This window comes from Hymenobacter rigui (assembly GCF_003944715.1).
GTDB lineage: Bacteria > Bacteroidota > Bacteroidia > Cytophagales > Hymenobacteraceae > Hymenobacter > Hymenobacter rigui.
Genome location: NZ_RWIT01000002.1, coordinates 347,926 through 369,514 on the forward strand (window position 1 = coordinate 347,926; position 21,589 = coordinate 369,514).

Annotated in this window: 18 protein-coding genes; 14 read left to right on the forward strand and 4 right to left on the reverse strand. The window is 59.8% G+C overall.

Annotated features, from left to right (window positions below):
- Positions 1-204: 204 nt before the first annotated feature.
- Positions 205-1,482 carry an asparagine synthetase B gene (locus EI291_RS05680; RefSeq protein ID WP_125418843.1) on the forward strand — a complete coding sequence of 426 codons (1,278 nt, stop codon included), beginning with the start codon at positions 205-207 and terminating at the stop codon, positions 1,480-1,482.
- Between the two features lie 141 nt (positions 1,483-1,623).
- Entirely contained in the window at positions 1,624-3,474 is a 1,851-nt protein-coding gene (locus EI291_RS05685) for a glycoside hydrolase family 2 protein (RefSeq protein ID WP_125418844.1), read from the forward strand.
- 9 nt (positions 3,475-3,483) lie between these two features.
- On the opposite strand, the gene EI291_RS05690 is transcribed toward EI291_RS05685, so the two are convergent.
- From EI291_RS05690 to lpxK, 4 genes are all read right to left on the reverse strand, one after another.
- A complete protein-coding gene (locus EI291_RS05690) occupies positions 3,484-3,966 on the reverse strand; it encodes a hypothetical protein (RefSeq protein WP_125418845.1) in 483 nt (160 codons plus the stop codon).
- Positions 3,967-4,065: 99 nt separating this feature from the next.
- Positions 4,066-4,662: a tRNA-(ms[2]io[6]A)-hydroxylase gene (gene miaE, locus EI291_RS05695; protein WP_125418846.1), complete on the reverse strand. Its 597-nt coding sequence runs from the start codon at positions 4,660-4,662 to the stop codon at positions 4,066-4,068.
- A 103-nt stretch (positions 4,663-4,765) separates the two neighbouring features.
- A complete protein-coding gene (locus tag EI291_RS05700; protein ID WP_170172528.1) occupies positions 4,766-6,817 on the reverse strand; it encodes a putative porin in 2,052 nt (683 codons plus the stop codon).
- Positions 6,810-7,874: a tetraacyldisaccharide 4'-kinase gene (gene lpxK, locus EI291_RS05705; protein ID WP_125418848.1), complete on the reverse strand. Its 1,065-nt coding sequence runs from the start codon at positions 7,872-7,874 to the stop codon at positions 6,810-6,812. Before lpxK ends, EI291_RS05700 begins: the two co-directional genes overlap by 8 nt.
- 94 nt (positions 7,875-7,968) lie before the next feature.
- Here lpxK and EI291_RS05710 point away from each other — a divergent pair, with 94 nt between their 5' ends.
- The 12 genes from EI291_RS05710 (at position 7,969) to groL (ending at position 21,263) form a co-directional block, all read left to right on the forward strand.
- Positions 7,969-8,652 (forward strand): uracil-DNA glycosylase family protein, encoded by a 684-nt coding sequence (locus EI291_RS05710; protein WP_125418849.1) that lies wholly within the window; start codon positions 7,969-7,971, stop codon positions 8,650-8,652.
- A gap of 39 nt (positions 8,653-8,691) precedes the next feature.
- A complete protein-coding gene (locus EI291_RS05715) occupies positions 8,692-9,792 on the forward strand; it encodes a Nif3-like dinuclear metal center hexameric protein (RefSeq protein WP_170172529.1) in 1,101 nt (366 codons plus the stop codon).
- The gene (locus tag EI291_RS05720) at positions 9,782-10,531 is read left to right on the forward strand and encodes a zinc ribbon domain-containing protein (RefSeq protein ID WP_125418850.1); all 750 of its coding nucleotides are present in this window, start codon (positions 9,782-9,784) and stop codon (positions 10,529-10,531) included. The genes EI291_RS05715 and EI291_RS05720 overlap by 11 nt, the downstream gene beginning before the upstream one ends.
- Before the next feature lie 61 nt (positions 10,532-10,592).
- Positions 10,593-12,089: a tetratricopeptide repeat protein gene (locus tag EI291_RS05725; RefSeq protein ID WP_125418851.1), complete on the forward strand. Its 1,497-nt coding sequence runs from the start codon at positions 10,593-10,595 to the stop codon at positions 12,087-12,089.
- Positions 12,090-12,281: 192 nt separating this feature from the next.
- Positions 12,282-13,553 carry an aminodeoxychorismate synthase component I gene (pabB, locus tag EI291_RS05730; RefSeq protein ID WP_125418852.1) on the forward strand — a complete coding sequence of 424 codons (1,272 nt, stop codon included), beginning with the start codon at positions 12,282-12,284 and terminating at the stop codon, positions 13,551-13,553.
- A gap of 260 nt (positions 13,554-13,813) precedes the next feature.
- Complete coding sequence (gene miaB, locus EI291_RS05735) at positions 13,814-15,274, forward strand: tRNA (N6-isopentenyl adenosine(37)-C2)-methylthiotransferase MiaB (protein WP_125418853.1); 1,461 nt, start codon at positions 13,814-13,816, stop codon at positions 15,272-15,274.
- A gap of 113 nt (positions 15,275-15,387) precedes the next feature.
- Positions 15,388-16,710 (forward strand): sigma-54 interaction domain-containing protein, encoded by a 1,323-nt coding sequence (locus EI291_RS05740; protein ID WP_125418854.1) that lies wholly within the window; start codon positions 15,388-15,390, stop codon positions 16,708-16,710.
- A complete protein-coding gene (locus EI291_RS05745) occupies positions 16,691-17,227 on the forward strand; it encodes an LptE family protein (protein ID WP_125418855.1) in 537 nt (178 codons plus the stop codon). Before EI291_RS05740 ends, EI291_RS05745 begins: the two co-directional genes overlap by 20 nt.
- Positions 17,228-17,376: 149 nt before the next feature.
- On the forward strand, positions 17,377-18,624 hold the full coding sequence (locus EI291_RS05750) for a hypothetical protein (RefSeq protein ID WP_125418856.1): 1,248 nt from the start codon (positions 17,377-17,379) through the stop codon (positions 18,622-18,624).
- Positions 18,625-19,002 carry a preprotein translocase subunit SecG gene (gene secG, locus EI291_RS05755; RefSeq protein WP_125418857.1) on the forward strand — a complete coding sequence of 126 codons (378 nt, stop codon included), beginning with the start codon at positions 18,625-18,627 and terminating at the stop codon, positions 19,000-19,002.
- A gap of 281 nt (positions 19,003-19,283) precedes the next feature.
- Positions 19,284-19,574, forward strand: a complete 291-nt coding sequence (groES, locus tag EI291_RS05760; protein ID WP_045687497.1) for a co-chaperone GroES — start codon at positions 19,284-19,286, stop codon at positions 19,572-19,574.
- A gap of 48 nt (positions 19,575-19,622) precedes the next feature.
- Complete coding sequence (groL, locus tag EI291_RS05765; protein ID WP_125418858.1) at positions 19,623-21,263, forward strand: chaperonin GroEL; 1,641 nt, start codon at positions 19,623-19,625, stop codon at positions 21,261-21,263.
- Positions 21,264-21,589 lie beyond the last annotated feature (326 nt).

A 21,589-nucleotide genomic window follows, 5' to 3' on the forward strand; every position in this document is an offset into this window, starting at 1 on the left:
GGAAATGCTGGAAACCCTGCATCGGGCGCGCAACCACCAACGGCCGGTTCCGCAAGGTAACGGGTTTTCCATGAAACTCCCACCCGGATTTCTTACCTTGAATCACGGATTTAGATGGATTAATCGGATTGTTCGGATTCCAACGGCTGACGCTGTTTTACTCCGGTCCGGTTTGCCGGTCTGCCGCCTGACTTTCGCCCACGTATGAAGTTTCCCCGCCTTTTTGCTTTCCTGACGCTCCTGGCTGCCGGCCTCGCGCAGCCGCTCGGTGCCTGGGCCAACCACATCCTCATCCCGATGGATAACACCCAGAAGGAACACCTGAAAGCCTACGGGGCGGCCTATTGGCTGCTGGGCAAGCAGGTGGAGGTGGACTGGCTGCTGAACTACCGCGGCGGTGCGTTTGCCTTTGATGTAGTGGCCGGGGCCGAGAATGAGCTGGCCGTGCGGGGCGTCACGTACCAGGTAATTTCCGAGGCTCAGTACACCAGTGTTCTGTCGGAAATAGCCGACCCCAACGCCAACATGGACGTGATGAAGCTGGAGAAGGTGCCCAAAATTGCGGTGTACACGCCTAAAGGCAAGCAGCCCTGGGACGACGCCGTGACAATGGTGCTTACCTACGCCGAAATTCCCTACACCCAGATTTACGACGACGAAGTGCTGCGCGGCGACCTGCCCAAGTACGACTGGCTGCATCTGCACCACGAGGACTTTACGGGGCAATACGGCAAATTCTACGCGACGTACCGCTCCCGCCCCTGGTACCAGCAGCAGCAGCGCGACGCCGAAGCCGCCGCCAAGCGCAATGGGTTTACCAAAGTCAGCCAGATGAAAGCCGCCGTAACGGTGAAAATGCAGGAGTTCATTGCCGGCGGGGGCTTCCTGTTTGCCATGTGCTCCGCCACCGACTCCTACGACATTGCCCTGGCCGGGCTGGGCGTGGACATGGTGGAAACCATGTACGATGGAGACCCCGCCGACCCTGCCGCCCAATCCAAGCTCAACTTCAACCGCACGCTGGCTTTTCAGAACTTTCAGCTGCGCATGAACCCCTACGAGTACGAGTACAGCAACATCGACATGGACCCACGCGAGCGGGGCGTGTACGAAGACAACGACTACTTTCAGCTGTTCACCTTCTCGGCCAAGTACGACCCCGTACCGACCATGCTCACCCAGAACCACGAGCGTACCGTGCACGGCTTTATGGGTCAGACCACGGCTTTCCGCAAGCAGCTGATTAAGCCGGACGTGGTAGTGATGGGCGACAACAAGGCCTCCGGAGAGGTGCGTTACATGCACGGCACGCTGGGCAAAGGCACCTGGACGTTCTATGGCGGCCACGACCCGGAGGACTATCAGCACCTGGTGGAAGAGGAACCGACGGACCTTTCCCTGCATCCCAATTCCCCCGGCTACCGCCTGATTTTGAACAACATCCTGTTTCCGGCAGCTAAAAAGAAGAAGCAGAAAACCTAACCCCTGACGGCTTCTCTCCCACGCTTTGCGTGTAGGCACATTCCTGTATGCCAGTGGCGTACAGGAATGTGTATTTCATGGGGTTAGGGTATCCGTCAACTTCCCGGCCTCGTTTGTATACAACACCCTCGATTTGCCGCTATGTCCGATTCTGCCAATTCCAACTTCGGTTTCTCTACCAGTCAGCACGATATTCGCACGGCCAATCCGCTGCCCCGCGCCGTGCTGCGCACCAACAATTACCTGCTGCTGGATGGGGAGTGGAAGTTTGCCCTGGACCCGGAGGATGCAGGCCTGCGCGACCTGTGGTACCTCTCGCACCCGTACACCAGCACCGCCAGCTGGCCGGGCTCCGTGGAGGACCATCTAAAGCAGGCCCTGCCCGATACCCCCGGCTGGCGCGACAAAGTAGTGGTGTGGTACGAGCGGGAATTCCCCCTGCCGGAACGCGACGACACGGACACCAACTCGCTGTTTCAGCTCACATTCGGGGCCTGCGGCTATGAAACCCGTGTATGGCTCAACGGCTTTCTGCTTTCCACTATTGAGGGCGAAGAGGTACACTACGGGGAATACACCTCGTTTTCGTTTGAGCTGCGTGAAGAACACCTGCGGCCGGTAAACCGCCTCACAGTGCGCATTGTGGACACGATGGATGCCGAAACGCCCCGGGGTAAGCAGGAGTCGCACGTGTACAAGCGGGGCGGCATCTGGTACCAGACCTATACCGGAGCCGTGCGCAGCGTGTGGCTGGAAATGGTGGAGCGCAACCGCCTCCGCTCCCGCGTGGGGGTGGATAGCGTAATTGAAGATCAACTGGTGCGCTTTAACCTGACCACCCGCATCCACGACCCGGGCATATATACGCTTCGCCTGCAGGTATTCGACCAGGTGGCGCCCACTCCTCAACCCCTGGCCACCTCCGATTTTACGCTCCGCCTGGAAACGGGTCAGCGGCGGCAGCGGGTGGTTATGGAGCTCACCGGGGCCCACCTCTGGGAGCCCGGCGCGCCTACGTTGTACCGCCTCGTAGCGCAACTAATTGACGACAGGGGCTACTCCGCCCAGATTGAAACTCATTTCGGCCTGCGCAAAATTGAATCGCGCGGCAAATTCGTGTACCTCAACAACAAGCCAATCTATCTGGATGGCATTCTGTATCAGCCCGGTACAGCTACTTACGAAGAAATGCAGCGGCACATGCATGCCATGCAGGCTCTGGGATGCAACTTAGTAAGGGTGCACATTGCCGGCGTCGATCCGCGCATCTATAACCTGGCCGACGAGCTGGGGCTGCTGCTGTGGGTGGAAGTGCCGAGCCCGCACTCCTCTACCCCCCGGAGCCGGGAAAATCACCGGGCGGAACTGCTGCGCATGCTGGCCCTCATTGAGTCGCACCCGTCGGTTGTTATCTGGAGCCTGTACAACGAGGACTGGGGAGCTCAGGACATTGCCACCAACCCCGAAACCCGCCGCTACATTATCGATATGTATCACTACCTGCAGATTCACCACCCGCAGTTTCTGGTGGTGGACAACGACGGGTGGCAGCATATTTCGCAGGAAGGCCGGCTGAAATCAGATTTGCTGACGGCCCACGTGTATACGCCGGACGTGAACCGCTGGGCGGAGCTGCTGGACCGTATGGTATACGGCGACCTGGACCATGTGGCAGTACTGCCGCTGGTTATCGGCGACCCGTTTTTCTACGGCCGACAAAAACCACTGGTTATCAGTGAGTGGGGTGGATTTGGCTTTGCTGACTACGGCGGCCCCCAGAGCGCCGAGGAGCGCGCGGAGCGTATTCGGCAGTTCAAGCAGGAGTTGCGCAAACGACCCATGGCCGGCGACGTGTATACCCAGGCCACCAATATCGAGGATGAGCGCAACGGTTTGCTCGATCCACATACAGGTGAGTTGTCCGTGCCGGCCGGGCTACTGGCTTCGCAGCCGCCAAATACGCCTGTTCCACCAGTTGCGCCTGCACCTTAGGCGGCCAGCCTATTTCTGCAAGCGCATGATTTTCTGCACAATAGCAGGCAAATCGGCTGTCTTTTCCGGGTCGGTAGGCAGCACAATATCCAGCAGTACGGGCTGGCCTTTGGCAATTCCGTAGGCTACCAGTTCGTACGCCATGCCGCCAGCATCGGTGGGATAACTCAGGCGAGTTCCCTGAGCCGGCGGCCCATCCAGAATCACGCAGTCGAATGGCTGTTTCTCAGTGCCTTTGTGCTTCTTTTCTGCCTGCTTGATAAACTGAGCCGGAAACGTCTTCATTACACTGAAATCCAGATACATCCACGTTACCTGGTAATTACCACACGTTAGCTGGTATTTATTGTTGGGCGTGCAGCCGGTTTCCACCGGCAGCTCAACGCCGCAGAAATTCAGCGTGACCGGGGCCACATCGGCGGGAGCCTGTGCCCAGCAGCCAAACGGGATACTCAGCAACAGGGCAAGTAGCAGTTGTACAGGTTGTTTCATAAGGGGCAGGGATGAATAGGTAATGTCCAATGTATAAAACTATATGGATATACTACAAATACGTATCTACTTATTCCAAACCGGCCAGTACCGAGGGGATTAGTGCATCCGGTCGTCGCGGACCGGCAAGCTGGTGACAATTTCACCTTCAATTTTGAGTAACTCCTGTAAGCGGGCATCCACCTCCTGGGGGTTGCAATATTCTTTGGCCAGATCCACATAGCTTACAAAATGACCGGCCTCTGAAGCCATCAGCTCATAATAAAACTGGCTGAGCTCAGGATCTGGAATGTGCTTCCACAAGAGCTTGAACCTTTCGCAGCTACGCGCCTCTATCAGAGCACTTACCAGCAGCTGATCCATTAGCTGCCGCTCCCGGGCTCCGCCCTTGCGCACGTGGCTCATCAGCTGCACCACGTACTCGTCGCGGCGGGGCCGGCCTAGCTCGTGGCCGCGCTTGTGCAGCTCCTGCAGCACCCGGGCAAAATGCTCCCATTCCTCGGCTACCAGAGCTGTCAGCTCCTCTACCAGCCGGGTTTTCTCGGGGTATTTCACAATCAGCGAAATACCGGTGCTGGCGGCCTTCTGCTCGCAATAAGCATGGTCCACCAGAATATCGACAATGTTCTTGCTGGCAATATCCACCCACCGCGGGTCAGAGTTCAGCTTGAGCTTAAGAATGGTTTTTTCTTTCATGGAAGCAAGGGTGAAATGGTGAAAGGTGAAGTAGGGACATGATGGGAAGTCGGCACTTCTCCGTTTGTGGGATTCACAACTTCACCTTTCACCATTTCACAACTTAGTTAAAGAACTGCCAGCGGATACCGAACTCCATCCGGCGCGGAAGAGCTGCGTAGTACGGCGCGGCAAAGTAGCCCGACTGAGGCAGGAACTGGTTGACGTAGGCCATTTTCAGGAAGAACCCTACTGTTCGGATGTCACCGCTCAGGAACACATCCACCACCGGCGTATTGCGCACCGTGAAGTGATCCTGCACGTAAAACTGCTGGGTGCTGGGGCTGTAGTCGTAGGCTTTCCAGCGCGACTGAAAATAGGCCTGCACGCCCGCCTGGCCCAGTAATGCTTTCTTGAATACGTACCCCTGGTAGTACACCCGCGACTCGCCCACCAGCGCCGGAATGCGCAGACCCGGGTTATCGGCACCCGCTCCGATGGTATAGGTTGCCTGGTTGTCGGCCACGAACTTGCCCCAGGTGAGGCGGTAGCGGGCCATGAGCGTGGTTAGCTGCCGGGCCGTGCCCAGTTGCTGAGGCGCCCCAAACTGTCCACCCGGCGCGTCGGCCGTGTAATACACCAGATTCTGAATATTGGCCACGGTGCCGGCGGCTTCCAGGTAGTGCTTACCCAGCTGCTGGGCTACCTGCACCCGTAGCTGCTGCACCTGCGTATTTTGGAAGGAGTCGGTGCTGTTCTCGGTGTGGTCCCAGGCGTAGTGGTTGCCTACCAGCCGCAGCTCGGTGAGTGTGGGAGCATAGCTGCTAATCAGGGCCTCACCGCGCAATGGCCCCAGGCGGGCAGCCCCGCGCAGCCAGTACTCGGTATTGCCGATGTTGCCGAGCCGGGCCGAGAGCTTCAGCTCACCGGCCGTTTCAATGGCAAATTGCCGGTACCGGAATGCGGCCGTACCGCCGGCAAACAGCTGCGTGCCCGTCGAATCGGGCAGAGCAGGCCGGAGTACGGCCGGCTCCCCAATATTGCTGCGGGTGATGAGCCGGAAAGTACGCTGCCGGCCGTACAGGCGGTACTCCACCGCGCTGGTATGCCCCAGTACTCCTACTGTATTCTCCAGCTGCCGGAACTCGGCCCGGTCGTCGGTGACGGTGGTGGTGCGCCGGATGAGCGGGTAAAAACGCGCCACGCCGCCCGTACTCGACAGGGCCTCGTCGGTGTACTTATTGAGCTGGCGGCTATAGTCAAAAATGTGAAAAACGGTAAGGCCCCGGCCCAGCAGGCGGTAGGTGTGAGCCAGCCGCAGCTCGTCCCGGTCGTCCCGGTTGATAGCCTTGGTAAGACTGACTACTTCGCGCTGATAATCAAACAGCTGCGACAGGATAACCTTCCCATTCTCGAAGTCACTGGGAGCGTCCGGATTGTTAGTGACTAACTGGGGCTGAATGCCACCCTGCTCCGCCACCCGATGCCGGGCAGTGCTGAAGTTGGACATGGCGTGGTAGCGGCCCTCGGGCGAGTCGTAGCGCACGAAGAACAGGAAGTTGCTGTGTTCTACCTGTCCGGTTTTGGTGTTGGTAACGGCCACCGCCTTGTTGGCCCCGAACCGCTCGTAGGCGAAGCCCGCGTTAAAGTGTTTTTTCAGGCTGCGGGCGTACGACAGCTCAAAAATCTGCTCGTAGGGGTTGCCCTGGTGGAACCGAAAAAACGTGTAGGGTGAGCGGGTATCGTAATACGGCACATCGGCCGCGTTGCGGGCGTACTTATCGAATACGTTACGGCCCAGGCGGGCACCCAGCTTCAGGTTAGGCTCCCAGAGCAGCCGCCGCGAAGCCGTGCCAAAGTTGCCCAGATCCTGCTGAAACGTAGTATCGTGGGCCCAGTAGCGCTGCTGGGGCAGGCGGGTGAGCGTGGTATCAATAACTTGGCCCAACGTGTCTTCGCGCAGCAAATCCCGCTCCTTCAGAATAAAGGTAGTGTGCGCCCCGTAGCGCACCTTAGTGGAGTCATCGAGCACCTGTGCCTGGCCCGTGGCCGGCAATAGCCCCACCCCCAGCAGGGCAGCCACGGGCAACGCCTGGCGCACCCGGCAGCGCACCGTGGATGCGGCGCAGCGGGCCGGCTTGGCAGAGAAAAAAGCAGTCAGCAGTGAGTCAGACAACAACGTGGGGCGGAAAATAAGCGGTGAGCTGCTCCGCGAGCCGGGCAGCACCGTCGGCCAGGAAACGAACTTCAATAGGAATGTAAAATACGGGCAAATTGCGCACACTTGCAGCCAAATGTGGCTCCATCAGGCGCGCGGCGTCCTTCTGTGTAGTCAGAACGCATTGACCCGGCTGTAATTGCGCCGCCAGCGCCTGCAGGTCGGCGGGCGAGAAGGCGTGGTGGTCGGCGAAGCGGGCGTGGTGCCGGATGCGGTAGCCGGCTTCCGCCAGATACTCCACCAACGGCCCGGGCTGGGCAATACCCGTCAGCAACACCACTTCCGGCCCGGGCTGGACGCTGGCGGCGGTGCCGGGCACCGCCACCGGCGCGCCGTAGGCATACCCCGAAAACAGCACCGGCACATCGGGCCGGGCGTAGCGCCGGATGCGCCGGGTAATCTGCTGCTGCTCCGCGGCCGGCAGCTGCAGGGGGCATTTGGTTACAATAATCACGTCGGCGCGGCGGGCTCCACGGCGGCTTTCGCGCAGGCGGCCGGCGGGCAACACCCAATCCTGGTAAAAGGGCCGTTGCTGCTCGGTGAGCAGGATATTGCAGGCCGGCTGCACGCGGCGGTGCTGGTAGGCATCATCCAGCACTACGGCCGTGAGGTCGGGCACCTCTTGGAGCAGCTGCCGGATGCCCGCCACCCGGTCTTCGCACAAGGCCACCGGCACCTGCCCGGCAAACTGCTGAAACTGCTGCAGCGGCTCGTCGCCCACGGTGGCGGCGGTATCGGTGGGGCTGGTGAGGCGGTAGCCGCGGGTGCGGCGGCCGTAGCCCCGACTCAGCAACGCTGGGCGCTGCCCCTGCTGCCGCAGCCACTGCACCAGCCAGGTCACGTGGGGCGTTTTACCGGTGCCGCCCACCCGCAGGTTGCCCACGTTCAGCACGGGCACCTCCGGGAAGGCCGTCTGCGGCTTCCAGCCTTGCTCGTACAGCCAGTTGCGCCCGGCCATTACGGCCGCGTACAGCCAGCTCAGGGGCAGCAGCAGGTAGGAAAGCAGGTTTGGCATGACTGGCGGCAAAGGTAACGGTTGGCCCGCGCTGAACTGCAAGAAACCATTGCCGCCTCCCTATCCTTCTGTCCTTGCCACCGTAAGGCAGCCTATGCCCTTCGCCGACCGCCTGCTCCAGTTCCTTACCGAATTTCCGCCGCCACCCGCATTGCCCGAGGGCGTAGAGGCGTACAGCCCGTACCAGGAACCGGGGCCGCGGGAGCTGCTTACGCAGTTTGCCCGGCAGTATTACACCGGCGAGCAGCCCCGGGTGGCCTTATTAGGCATCAACCCGGGCCGCCTGGGCAACGGCCGCACCGGCGTGGCCTTCACCGACCCCGCCACCCTCGCCGACTGGGGCATTCCCAACGAGCTGCCGCGCCGCCGGGAGCCATCCAGCGAGTTTGTACAGCAGGTGATTCTGGCTATGGGCGGCCCGGCAGCCTTCTACCAGCGGTTTTTCCTGGGCTCCCTCTACCCTCTGGTGCTTCTGAAGGACGGCCGCAACTATAACTTCTACGACTCACCGGCCGTAACCGACGCGCTATGGCCCAGTATCCAAAATTCGCTGCGGCAGCAGGTAGCGGAAGTGGGCCTGAGCCGGCGCGCGGCCGTGTGCCTGGGTCGCCGCAACGCGCAGTACCTGCAGCGGCTGAATGAAGAGCTGCAGCTATTCGACCAGATTCATGTGCTTGACCACCCACGGTTTTTGATGCAGTATAAGCGCAAGAACCTCGTAGAAAACGTGGCCCGTTACGTGCAGGTGCTGGAACAGGCCGCCCACAGTCCCAAGTAGAGCGGTTACTTTTGGCGTTTCATCCTACTATTATTCCCCATGGCTAAACTGCTCGACCTGATGCGGGTGCTGGAACAGACCGCTCCCCTGGCCTATCAGGAAAGCTACGACAACGCCGGCCTGCAGTGCGGCGACCCACAGATGGAGGTGCGCGGCGTGCTCATTGCCCTCGACTGCACTCCGGCCGTGGTGGACGAGGCTCTGCGCCGGGGCTGCAACGTGGTGGTGGCCCACCACCCGCTCATCTTCAAGCCCCTCAAACGCCTCACCGGGGCCAATGAAGTCGAGCAAACGTTGCTCAAGGCCATTCGCCACGACGTGGCTCTCTACGCCGCCCACACCAACCTCGACAGCGTGCTGCACGGCGTGAACCGCAAGCTGGGCGAGAAGCTGGGCCTGCAGAACCTGCGCATCCTCGACCCCAAGCCCGGGCTGCTGGGCAAGCTCATCACCTACGTGCCTTCCACCCACACCCAGGCCGTGCTGCAGGCGCTGTACGCCGCCGGTGCGGGCCAGATTGGGCAATACGCAGAGTGCAGCTTCCGCTCCGAAGGCACCTTCACCTTTACCCCGGGCCCGGAAACAAACCCGTTCAGCGGCCAGCCCGGCCAGCCGCACACCGGCCCCGAGGACCGCGTGGAAGTGCTGCTGCCCCTGCACCTGCAGGCGGCGGCCCTGCGCGCCCTGCGCCAGGCTCACCCTTACGAGGAAGTGGCCTACGAGCTGATCAAGCTGGAAAATCTGCACCAGGAGGTAGGCTCCGGCATGGTGGGTGAGCTGCCCGAGCCCCTTACCCCCGCCGAGTTCCGGCAGCGGCTGCGCACTGCGTTGGGCGTGCCCGTAGTGAAGCACACCGAGTTTGGGGAGCCTATTCGCACGGTGGCGCTGTGCGGCGGGGCGGGCAGCTTTCTGATTGGCAAAGCCCGCGCCGCCGGGGCCCAGGCCTACGTAACCGGCGACCTGAAATACCACGAATACTTCCTGCCCGAAGGGGGCTTGATGCTCTGCGACGTAGGCCATTTTGAGAGCGAGCAGTTCACCGGCGAAATCTTCCGGGATTTGCTTATGGGCAACTTTGGAAGTACTTTTGCGCTCTTCATTGCAGAGACCCTCACCAACCCTGTCCGTTATGATTTCTAATCCGTCCGCGGAAATACCGGTTGCCAGTAAGCTGGAAGCCCTCCTGAACCTGCAGCGCATTGACTCGCAACTCGACGAAATCCGTCGCGTGCGGGGCGATTTGCCCGAAGAAGTGCAGGACCTGGAGGACGAAATTGCGGGCTACGAGGTGCGCGTAAGCAAGTTCGACGAGGAAATTTCCGGCCTCAACGACCAGATCAAGCAGCGCAAGCAGAACGCCAAAGACGCCGACGGCCTGATTAAGCGCTACGAAGACCAGCAGACCAACGTGCGCAACAACCGTGAGTACGAGGCCATTGCCAAGGAAATCGAGTTGCAGAAGCTGGAAATTCAGATTTCCGAGAAGAAGATCAAAGAAGCTCAGTACCAGATTGAGCTGAAAAACCAGGAAATCAGCGGCACCAAGCAGAAGCTCGACGAGCGGAAGAAAGACCTCGACAACAAGAAGTCGGAGCTGGAAACCATCGTGGGGGAAAGCGAAGCCGATGAGAAGAAACTGATGGACGAGCGGGCCGAAGCCGTGAAGCCGGTGGAAGACCGTCTGCTGATGGCTTACACCCGCATCCGCGGCAACGTACGCAACGGTCTGGCCGTGGTAACGGTAAAGCGTGACGCCTGCGGCGGCTGCTTCAACACCGTACCGCCCCAGCGCCAAGCCGACATCATCGCCCACAAGAAAATCATCGTGTGCGAGCACTGCGGCCGCGTTCTGGCCGATGTAGAAGCCCGCAACGCCTAAGTGTATTTGCGTTTTTAGAGAAGAACGGCCTTGTTTTCGGGGCCGTTCTTTTTTTGTTCTTATGAGTTTGCTCGCAATGGTTCGCCGTGGATTTCGCAGGGGCTGGCAGGGGCTGTTCTGGCTGCTGCTGGTGCTTGCCAAACCCTGCGTTTCCCACTCTCAGCCCCTGCGCGACGCACTCAGTCCCACTCAGGTCAAAGCCTACGCCGAGGTGCTGAACATGCGGCCCGCCGCGGCCCGGGCCCTGCTCAGCGGCTCCGACGCCAGCACGCTGCTGGTTCAGGATTGCCTCGGTATCACGGAGCTGCTCATCAGCCAGGATGCCGGCCGCTACGAGGCCACCGTGCAGGCCCAGGACCAACGGCTCAAGCTCTTGGAAAAACAGCCCGCCGGCGCGCTGCAGGCCTACACCGCCGCCGAAATCCGGCTGCACCAGGCGGCGGCGCAGGTGGTATTCGGGCACGAGGTGCAAGGCGCCTGGAGTTTGCGCCAGAGTTACCAGCAGATGCAGCAGGTGGTACGCCGCTACCCGCAGTTTCTGCCGGCCCGCAAAACGCTGGGTATGCTGCAGTTCTTCATCGGGTCGTTGCCGGAGTCGTACCGCTGGTTTCTGAAGCTGCTGGGGCTGCCGGGTTCCGTGGAGGCTGGCCTGCACAACCTGCGCCGGGCCGCTACCGAGCCCAATGACTTTCAGCTGGAAAGCCGGCTGATTCTGGCTTTGCTGGAAGAAACCTACTACAAAAAACCCGAGGCGGCTCTCACGCTCATGAGCACGCTGCAGCGCCAGCAGCCCCAGAGTCTGCTGCTGAGCTACCTGCTGATCAGTCAGCTGAAAAAGCAGCACCGCACCGAAGCCGCCCTGGCCGCCTACCGGGCCGCTCCCACTGGCCCCGAGTACCTGCCGCTGCCCTACCTGCACCACATGGCCGCCGATTTACTGCTCTACCAGGGCCAGTACGCGACTTCCCAGCGCGAAAACCTGCAGTTTCTGCAGCTGTACCGGGGGCAGCACTACCGCAAGGATGCCTATTTCAAGCTGTATCTGGCGGCGTGGCTGGGCAACAGCCCGGCGGCGGCCGACAAGTACCGCCGGCAGATTGGCGCGGGCGGCCGCACGGTACTTGAGGAAGACACGTACGCCCAACGGTTTCTGGAAGACAAACAGCCGCTGAACTCTATCCTGACCAAAGCGCGCCTGCAGATTGATGGCGGCTACTACCGGGAGGCACTGAGTACGCTGGATGGGTTCCAGAGCACTGCCGCCACATCCCTGCACGACCGGCTGGAGGAGCCCTACCGCCGCGCCCGGGCCCTGCACCTGCTGGGCCGCCCCGATTCGGCCCGGCCGTACTACGCCCGCACCATTGCGCTGGCGGGCACCGCGCCGTACTATTTCGCTCCGCAGTCGGCCTTGCAGCTGGGTTACCTGTACCAGGCTGCCGGCCAGGCCGCTACGGCGCGCACGTATTTTCGCAAAGCCCTGAGCTACCCCCGCCACGAGTACAAAAACAGCACCGATACCAAAGCCAAGCTGGCCTTGAAGGAACTGGGGGAATGAGGCTGCTGAAAGCAGGGGTTCGAACGTCATTCCGAGCGAAGTCGAGAAATCTCGCGTGCTGATGTTGCAATACTATTCAGGTGTCAGCACGCGAGATGCTTCGGCTGCGCCTCTGCATGACGCCCTTTTTAGTGCGCTGACCACAGGCTTTCGTCAAAGCAAGTTGGCAGTTCGGTCCCGTACCTTTGCCCCGTGCTTTCTATTCCGCTTACCACTCTCCCGCCCGATTTTCGCGCCCGGGCCCTGCACTGGGCCGCGCAGTTTCCGCATTGCGCCTATTTCGAGCCTAATGACCTAACGTATCCCGAAGGCCCGTTTGAGCGGCTGCTGGGCGTAGCTGAACAGGCTCCCGCTGGGCCCCACTCGCTGGACCAACTCCGCCAGCTGCCAGACGCTACTGCCGGAGTTCCGCGCCTGGGTTTCCTCACCTACGACGTCAAAAACGAGGTAGAGCAGCTGTACAGCCACAACCCCTCGGGCCTCGACTGGCCGCAGCTGCACTTTTTCACCCCCCATACCTGGCTGCAGTGGCGCGGTGGCACGCTGGAAATTCACGGCCGCACCAGGGGCGTTTTGGAAGCTATTCTCGCTACCGAAGTGCCCCAGCCCAAACCGCCAACCACGCCCGCGCTGACTGCCCGCATGCCGAAAGCGGAATACCTGGCCGCTGTGGAAGCCGTGCGCGAGGACATTCTCAGCGGGGAAGTGTACGAGCTGAACCTGTGCCAGGAGTTCTATGCGGAAGGTGTACAGCTCGACCCAGTGGACCTGTTTCTGCGGTTGAATGCGGCTTCGCCGGCACCGTTTGCGGGCTTTGTGCGCTACCATGAGCACTTCCTGCTGTGCGCTTCGCCCGAGCGGTTTTTGTCGCAACATCAGGGCCGGCTGGTTTCTCAGCCCATCAAAGGCACCATCCGCCGCGGCACTACGCCGGCCGAGGATGCGCAGCAGCGCCAGACCCTGCTGCACGATGAGAAGGAACGAGCCGAAAACCTGATGATTGTGGACTTGGTGCGTAACGACTTGGCCCGGGTGGCCCGCACCGGTACCGTGCAGGTACCCGAGCTGTTCGGCCTTTACCCGTTCCGCCACGTCTGGCAGATGATTTCCACCGTTACCGCCGAGCTGCGCCCCGAGGCCGACCTAGTGGATGTACTGCGGGCCGCCTTCCCGATGGGTTCCATGACCGGAGCCCCGAAAATCCGGGCTATGCAGCTCATTGAGCATTATGAGCGGACCCGCCGGGGCCTGTACAGCGGCAGCATCGGCTACGTGGCTCCCGATGGCAGCTTCGACTTCAACGTCGTGATTCGCAGCCTGCAATACCGCCAGGACACCGGCTACCTCAGCTTCCAGGTCGGCTCGGCCATTACCTACGACTCCGTACCGGAGCGGGAGTATCAGGAGTGTCTGCTTAAAGCCCGGGCTATGCTGGAGGTGCTGGGGACTGTGGTGAGTGAGTGAGTGAGTGAGTGAGTGAGTGAGTGAGTGAATGGTATTCATCCTGAACTTGCGAAGGACCTTACCATGCGTGAGCAAGTCGTTCTATCCTAACAAGGTCCTTCGTAAGCAATGACAGTCCGTTTTCACGCGCGAATTCACTAAATCACTCATTCACCTATTCACCACTTCACCGTTCTGCCATTCTGTCATTTTCAGGGTAAAAACCCTACCTTTGCCGTTCTCTGAATTGTGAAGCTGCTGCCTGATAAAGGCCTTTTACTATGTCGCAACCGCTCCTGACCCTCGATTTTCTCGATACACCTACCCTGCCCACCCCCGCCGTGGACGCAGCTACCCACGACCATGAGCCCTCGGGCCAGGTGCGGGTGCAGGCGGCTACCCGCACGGGTAAAAGCCGCAAGCTCTACATTGAGAGCTACGGCTGCCAGATGAACTTCTCCGACTCGGAAATTGTGTCGAGCATCCTCTTCAATGAAGGCTTTGACACCACCGACCAGCTGGACAGCGCCGACCTGGTACTGCTAAACACCTGCTCCATCCGCGAGAAGGCCGAGCAGACCGTGCGCATGCGCCTGTCGCAGATCAACAGCCACAAAAAGCGCAACCCCGGCCTGCTGGTGGGCGTGCTGGGCTGCATGGCTGAGCGCCTAAAAAGCAAGTTTCTGGAAGAAGAGAAGCTGGTGGATCTGGTAGTGGGCCCCGACGCCTACCGGGACCTGCCCCAGTTGATTCAGCAGGTGGACGGCGGCCAAAAGGCCGTGAACGTGCTGCTGAGCCGGGAGGAAACCTACGCCGACATCACGCCGGTGCGCCTGAACTCGAACGGCATCACAGCCTTTATCAGCATCATGCGGGGCTGCGACAACATGTGCTCCTTCTGCGTGGTGCCCTTCACCCGGGGCCGGGAGCGGAGCCGCGACGCCCACAGCATCGTGCAGGAAGCCCGCGACCTAGTAGCCGCTGGCTACAAGGAAGTGACCCTGCTGGGCCAGAACGTGGACAGCTACAAGTGGGCTTCCGAGGATGGTGCTGAGTCGGTGAATTTTGCCCAGCTGCTGGAGCGCGTGGCGCTGGTAAGCCCCCTGCTGCGGGTGCGCTTCTCTACCTCGCACCCCAAGGATATTACCGACGAGGTGCTGCACACGATGGCGAAGTACGACAACATCTGCAAGTACATTCACCTGCCTGCCCAGAGCGGTAACTCGCGCGTACTCAAGCTGATGAATCGCACCTACGACCGGCCCTGGTACGAGGAGCGCGTGCTGGCCATCCGCCGCATCCTCGGCGACGACTGCGCCATCAGCACCGACATGATTGCCGGTTTCTGCTCCGAAACCGAGGAAGAGCACCAGGATACGCTCAGCCTCATCGACTTCGTGCAGTACGATATGGGCTACAACTTCTTCTACTCGGAGCGCCCCGGCACGCTGGCCGCCCGCAAGCTGGCCGACGATATTCCGCTGGACGTGAAGAAGCGCCGCTTGCAGGAAGTCATTGACCGTCAGCAGCTGCACGCCCGGGCCCGCTACGCCCGCATGGTAGGCCGCGTGCACCAGGTGCTGGTAGAAGGCCGCTCCAAACGCTCGGAAGAGCAGCTCAGCGGCCGCAACAGCCAGAACCAGGTGGTCATCTTCCCCAAAGGCACCGCCCAGAAAGGCGACTACGTGAACGTGCTGGTCACCAGCACCACCGGCGCTGCACTGATTGGGGAAATTGTGTAATAACCTGTTATCCGGCTTAAAAAATGATTTCTGGCCGGATAACAGCGTTTTAACAACACGCTCCAAAATAAAACGCGCCGCTTTTCGTCTTTCCTACGAAAACCCACTCCGACTTGACACCTTCCGAAATACAATCAATCAAGCAACGCTTCGGCATTATTGGTAATGCGCCGGCGCTGAATTACGCCATTCAGGTGGCTGCGCAGGTAGCCCCGACGGACATGACTGTGCTGATAACGGGCGAGAGTGGCTCCGGTAAAGAGTCGTTTTCCAAGATTATCCACGCCCTGTCGCCGCGTAAGCACGGGCAGTTCATTGCCATCAACTGCGGTGCTATTCCGGAAGGCACCATCGATTCGGAGCTGTTCGGGCACGAGAAAGGCTCTTTTACCGGCGCGCAGGAAGCCCGCAAAGGCTACTTTGAAGTTACCAACGGTGGCACCATCTTCCTCGATGAAATCGGGGAAATGCCGCTGGGCACTCAGGCCCGTCTGCTGCGCGTGCTCGAAAACGGGGAGTTTATCCGCGTCGGCTCCAGTAAAGTACAGAAGACGGATGTGCGCGTAGTGGCCGCTACCAACGTGAATCTGCTGGATGCTGTGCGTGAAGGCCGCTTCCGCGAAGACCTGTACTACCGCCTCAACACGGTGCCCATTACGGTTCCACCACTGCGTGAACGAGGCGATGATATCTACTTACTGTTCAGAAAGTTCGCCACGGATTTTGCCGACCGGTACCGGGTAAAACCGGTGAGCCTCACCAGCGACGCGGTGCAGGAGTTGCAGCGGTTCCGCTTCCCCGGCAACATCCGCCAACTCAAGAACGTAGCTGAGCAGATTTCGGTGCTGGAAACCGACCGGGAAATCGACTCCCGGGGCCTGCGCCGCTACCTGCCCCAGGAGCAAACATCCCAGCTACCCATGCTGGTGAGTGCCGCCGGCGGGGCCACCGACGGAGCCGGCAACGCCTATTCCGAGCGGGATTTGCTCTACAAGGTGCTGTTTGACATGCGCCGTGACATGACCGACCTCAAAAAGCTGGTGCTGGATCTGGCCGGTGGTCAGCGCCCTCATGAGGCCCAGGAATTACTGCGCCAGAACAGTCACCTGTTCACCAGTGTGCAGGTTTCGCCCTACGAAGGACCCGCTGCCCGTCCCCTTCGCCCCGAAGTAGGTGCGTCCGACTTTATCCTGAACCCGCGCGACCTGGCCGTGGAAGACGCCACCGACTACGAGGACGAGGATGGACAGCGCGTGGAGGATATTTCACACGAAACCGAGGAAGAAACGCTGAGTCTGGAGGCCAAGGAAAAGGAAATGATTATTAAAGCGTTAAAGAAGCACAACAACAAGCGCAAGTATGCCGCGCATGATTTGGGCATCTCAGAACGCACCCTCTATCGGAAACTCAAGCAATATGATCTGGAACAAGCGTAACTGGGCTTTCGGGCTGTGTCTGCTTTTATTGCTGCCCTTGTTCAGTGGCTGCGGCGTGTATTCGTTCAGCGGTACGAACATCGACCCCACGGTCAAGACGATTTCCATTGCCACCTTCGCCAACAATGCTAACAACGGGCCATCTTTCCTGTCGGCCCGATTTACGGAGGATTTCAAGGACTACTTCCAGCGCAATACCAGCCTGAAGCTGGTGCCCCGGGACGGCGACTTACAGTTTGAAGGACAGATAATTGCCTATGACTTTGCCCCGGCGGCCATCCAGCAAACCGCTACCGGCCAGGACCAGGCTGGTGCCAACCAGCTCACTATTCAAGTGCGGGTGAAGTTTACCAATACCAAGGACCCCAAGCAGGACTTTGAGCAGACGCTGCAAACCACCCGTCCGTTCTCCGCCACCCGCGACATTACCAGTATCAACAACGACCCCACAGCCCTGCGGGAGTTGTTCCGCAACATTATTACTGACGCCTTCAATAAGTCGGTTGCCAACTGGTAAGCCGGGTAATAGCCAGGTTTAATGCCTAAATTGGCGTATTGTTGCAGCCCCGTTACCAGTTGGGTTACGCCACCACTCCTTCCTCATTCCTTTCCGCACAGCCTCATTGCCTACTTTCCGGTAGCCGGCTGAGCCTAGTTTATTACCGCATGACCCGCGCGTCGCTACTGCACATCATGGACCACGTACACGGAATTTCGGATACCGAAGTTCGGGAGCTGGAACAATTGGCGGCCGCATTTCCCTATTGCCAGTCGGCCCATGTATTGCTGGCGAAGGCAGCTCATGACCGGGGCAGCATGCTGGCCAGCCAGCGCCTGCGCCGGGCCGCTACCTACGCCGCCGACCGGGACTTACTGCGCCAGCTGCTGGAGCAGCCTGCCGCAGCTGTCACCGTTTCGCCCACCGAAACCGCCTCTCCCAATCCGGATACTGTCGAGCTGCAGACATCCCCGGCTGACGTCGTAACCGTCGATACGCCGCTGGCCAGCGCAACCACTAGCCCGGTGGTTGCTGAACCGCCTGTATTACAACCGACGCACGAGGAGCCCGCCAGCCTGGAAGTAACGCCGGACCTTTTGCAGGAAGCTGTAACAGATTCAGCAGAAGCAGCTCCCCTGGAAATCACTGAGGCTCCGGAGCCGCCGCTACACGTTGCCAAGGCAGAGTTGGAGCCAGCTACCCTAACCGAGGTTACCGCTGTTTCTGAGACGGCCCCACCCGAGGCTGCAGCTGCAGTAGAGGTGGCAGATGATGTGCTGCCGGCCGTAGCGCCGCCCATTCGCCCGCCCGCCGACGGGGGGATTTCCCGGTTTGAGTTTGGCCTCAGCCAGACAACCCTGTCCGAACCAAGCGGATATCATCTTCCCGATCTGGAAGCCGAGCAGGAAGATGACGAACTGCCGACCCTGAGCGGTCTGACAGCCACGCCTCCACCCGCCGTTACGGCCCCTTTCCGCGCCGACGCCGACCTGGGATACTCGCTGGGAGCCGGCAGCCGCCTGGGCTACGACCTGCAGGCGCATGACGGCTACACGCTGGACCTGCCCCTGGATGCCTTCTTTGAGCCCGACGCGTTGCTGCTGGCTCATTTGAAAGCGCACAAGCCTAAGCCGGCCGCCTCGTCGTTTGATTTGATTAACCGTTTTCTGAAAACTCAGCCGCGCATCAAAACGCCGCACGGCATTCCGTTACCCGCTGAGGAACAACCGGATCTGTCGGTGCGCAGCACGAGCAGTGCCCCGGAGCTGGCTTCCGAAAGCCTGGCCAAAATCATGGTGCGGCAGGGCAAAAAGGATAAGGCCATTGAAATATATGAGCGGCTGATGGAGCGCCAGCCCGAAAAAAAGGCGTATTTTGCCGAGCAAATCCAACAACTGCAACAACCTTCGGAGTAGATGTACTACGTTCTTATTGCCCTGATTCTTCTTGTTTGCTTCCTGCTGGCCGTAGTGGTGCTGGCCCAAAACCCCAAGGGAGGTGGTATTTCCAGCCAGTTCGGGGCCGGCGGTGCCGCCCAGCTTATGGGTGTAAAGCGCACCGGCGACCTGCTGGAGAAACTCACCTGGGGCTTCGCCATCGGGCTGATGGTGTTGAGCCTGGGCACCCACGTTATTGGCGGTGCTCCTGCCGGTGGTCCGGTACGCAGCATCAACCAGCAGAAAGCACTGGAATCCCGCCCTACTCCCGCCCCGGCTATGCCTGGTGCTGCCGCTCCCGGCGCAGCCCCGGCAGCCGCTCCGGCCGCTACGCCTACGCCCCAGCCCGCTCAGTAAGCGGCCGGCGCTGCCCAGCAGCCTTATCACCGATTCTGAAACCGGTGGCTTCTTCGGGAGCCACCGGTTTTTTTGTGCGCGGCGTAACATCTGTCTGCCTTTTGCGCTTGTAGTGCCCAAAGCCCCGATCTACCAGGTCCGGCTGTCGTAATTTCTGCCACGGCTGACAGAAAGATGGCTTTTAGTGTCCATTCTGTCAGGTTTGGCGGGGCTGGCACAGGAAGTGTAGCACCCTAGGCACCACTCGTTTTCAAGTAAACCTTTCAACCAAAACGTACAATATGTCGCTTAGCATCAAACCGCTGGCTGACCGCGTAATTATCGCGCCTGCCGCCGCCGAGGAAAAAACCAAATCGGGCATCATTATCCCCGACACGGCCAAAGAAAAGCCCCAGCGTGGCGAAGTAGTAGCCGTAGGTGAAGGCAAAGTGGCCGACAATGGCACCACTATTAAGCCCCAGGTGAAAGCAGGTGACCAGGTACTGTACGGCAAATACGCCGGTACCGAAATTACCGTGGACGGCCAGGACTACCTCATCATGAAGGAGTCGGACATTTTTGCCGTACTGTAAGGTTTCCCTTCTCTCATTCCTCTCTGATTCCAAATACCCGAACCCACGATGGCTAAGAACATCCAATTCGATACTGAAGGCCGCGACAAACTGAAGCGCGGCGTTGATAAACTGGCAAACGCCGTGAAAGTAACCCTGGGCCCCAAAGGCCGCAACGTGGTTATCGACAAGAAATTCGGTGCCCCCACCATCACTAAAGACGGGGTATCGGTTGCTAAAGAAATTGAGCTGTCGGATCCGGTTGAAAACATGGGCGCGCAGCTGGTGAAAGAAGTAGCCAGCAAAACCGCCGACCAGGCCGGTGATGGTACCACTACCGCTACCGTACTGGCGCAGGCCATCTACACGGCCGGCTCCAAAAACGTGGCCGCCGGTGCCAACCCCATGGACCTGAAGCGTGGCATCGACAAGGCCGTACAGGCCGTGGTAGCCAACCTGAAAGCCCAGTCGAAGAAAATCGAAAACTCCTCGGAAATTGCCCAGGTAGGCGCTATTTCGGCCAACAACGACATGGAAATCGGCAAAATGATTGCCGACGCCATGGACAAAGTAGGCAAGGAAGGCGTGATTACTGTGGAAGAAGCCCGCGGTACTGAAACCGAAGTGAAAACGGTGGAAGGCATGCAGTTTGACCGCGGCTACCTGTCGCCCTACTTCGTGACCAACCCCGAGAAAATGGAGGCTGAGTTCGACAACCCCTTCATCCTCATCTACGACAAGAAGGTGAGCACCATGAAGGAGCTGCTGCCCGTGCTGGAGCAGGTGGTACAAACCGGCAAGCCGTTGGTTATCATCTCCGAAGACGTAGACGGCGAAGCCCTGGCTACCCTGGTAGTAAACAAACTGCGTGGCTCGCTGAAGATTGCCGCCGTGAAAGCCCCCGGCTTCGGCGACCGTCGTAAGGCCATGCTGGAAGACATTGCCGTGCTGACCGGCGGTACCGTTATTAGCGAAGAGCGTGGCTACAAGCTGGACTCGGCTACCCTGGAGTACCTGGGCACCGCCGAGAAGGTGATTATCGACAAGGATAACACCACCATCGTAAACGGTAAAGGCGAGAAAGAAACCATCACGGCTCGTGTAAACGAAATCAAAGCCCAGATCGGTACTACCACTTCCGATTACGACAAGGAGAAACTGCAGGAGCGTCTGGCCAAGCTGTCGGGCGGTGTTGCCATCCTCTACATCGGTGCTTCTACTGAAGTAGAAATGAAGGAGAAGAAAGACCGTGTGGACGATGCTTTGCACGCTACCCGTGCGGCCGTTGAGGAAGGTGTAGTACCCGGCGGCGGTGTTGCCCTGGTACGCGCCATCGACGCCCTGGAAGCTGTTGATACCCTGAACGCCGATGAGCGCACCGGGGTGAACATCATCCGCACTGCCATTGAGGCTCCCCTGCGCACCATCGTGGCCAACGCCGGTGGCGAAGGCTCGGTAGTAGTGCAGAAAGTGCGCGAAGGCAAAGCTGACTACGGCTACAACGCCCGCGAGGACAAGTACGAAAACCTGATGGCGGCCGGTATCCTCGACCCCACCAAGGTTACGCGCCTGGCCCTGGAAAACGCCGCTTCGATTGCCGGCCTGCTCCTGACCACCGAGTGCGTGATTTCGGATGAGCCTGAGGAAGACAAAGGCCACTCGCACGCTGGCGGTGCCCCCGGCATGGGCGGCATGGGCGGCATGATGTAATATCAGCCGTTGGCTGCCGGCTCTTAGCTGCTGGCTTACTACAAAGCCCCGCTGGACATTGGTCCGGCGGGGCTTTTTGCTTTTGTTGGGTGAATGGCACGCTACTTCTTGCGAATGAGTTGATTACTGAAGCCGATAATGCCCAACAGAAGCACTCCTAAGCCAGCCGTGACCCATTTAGCGAATTGGTAGTCGGCGCACAGGTTACGGTGTGTAACCACCGAAAAACACGGGTCATGATGCGTTTCATATTTCATGCTCACCTGTACGCTCACAATTCCGAGGCCAGCATACAACAGCAACAGGCTCAGAGCCACCACCAACCA

Excerpts from the sequence above, each read along its gene's own strand:
- secG (WP_125418857.1), top strand. The coding sequence starts at position 18,625 with ATGTACTACGTTCTTATTGCCCTGATTCTTCTTGTTTGCTTCCTGCTG.
- groL (WP_125418858.1), top strand. The coding sequence starts at position 19,623 with ATGGCTAAGAACATCCAATTCGATACTGAAGGCCGCGACAAACTGAAG.
- EI291_RS05715 (WP_170172529.1), top strand. The coding sequence starts at position 8,692 with ATGGCTAAACTGCTCGACCTGATGCGGGTGCTGGAACAGACCGCTCCC.
- groES (WP_045687497.1), top strand. The coding sequence starts at position 19,284 with ATGTCGCTTAGCATCAAACCGCTGGCTGACCGCGTAATTATCGCGCCT.
- EI291_RS05685 (WP_125418844.1), top strand. The coding sequence starts at position 1,624 with ATGTCCGATTCTGCCAATTCCAACTTCGGTTTCTCTACCAGTCAGCAC.
- EI291_RS05690 (WP_125418845.1), bottom strand. The coding sequence starts at position 3,966 with ATGAAACAACCTGTACAACTGCTACTTGCCCTGTTGCTGAGTATCCCG.
- EI291_RS05725 (WP_125418851.1), top strand. The coding sequence starts at position 10,593 with ATGAGTTTGCTCGCAATGGTTCGCCGTGGATTTCGCAGGGGCTGGCAG.
- EI291_RS05710 (WP_125418849.1), top strand. The coding sequence starts at position 7,969 with ATGCCCTTCGCCGACCGCCTGCTCCAGTTCCTTACCGAATTTCCGCCG.
- lpxK (WP_125418848.1), bottom strand. The coding sequence starts at position 7,874 with ATGCCAAACCTGCTTTCCTACCTGCTGCTGCCCCTGAGCTGGCTGTAC.
- EI291_RS05720 (WP_125418850.1), top strand. The coding sequence starts at position 9,782 with ATGATTTCTAATCCGTCCGCGGAAATACCGGTTGCCAGTAAGCTGGAA.
- EI291_RS05680 (WP_125418843.1), top strand. The coding sequence starts at position 205 with ATGAAGTTTCCCCGCCTTTTTGCTTTCCTGACGCTCCTGGCTGCCGGC.
- EI291_RS05745 (WP_125418855.1), top strand. The coding sequence starts at position 16,691 with ATGATCTGGAACAAGCGTAACTGGGCTTTCGGGCTGTGTCTGCTTTTA.
- EI291_RS05750 (WP_125418856.1), top strand. The coding sequence starts at position 17,377 with ATGACCCGCGCGTCGCTACTGCACATCATGGACCACGTACACGGAATT.
- miaE (WP_125418846.1), bottom strand. The coding sequence starts at position 4,662 with ATGAAAGAAAAAACCATTCTTAAGCTCAAGCTGAACTCTGACCCGCGG.
- miaB (WP_125418853.1), top strand. The coding sequence starts at position 13,814 with ATGTCGCAACCGCTCCTGACCCTCGATTTTCTCGATACACCTACCCTG.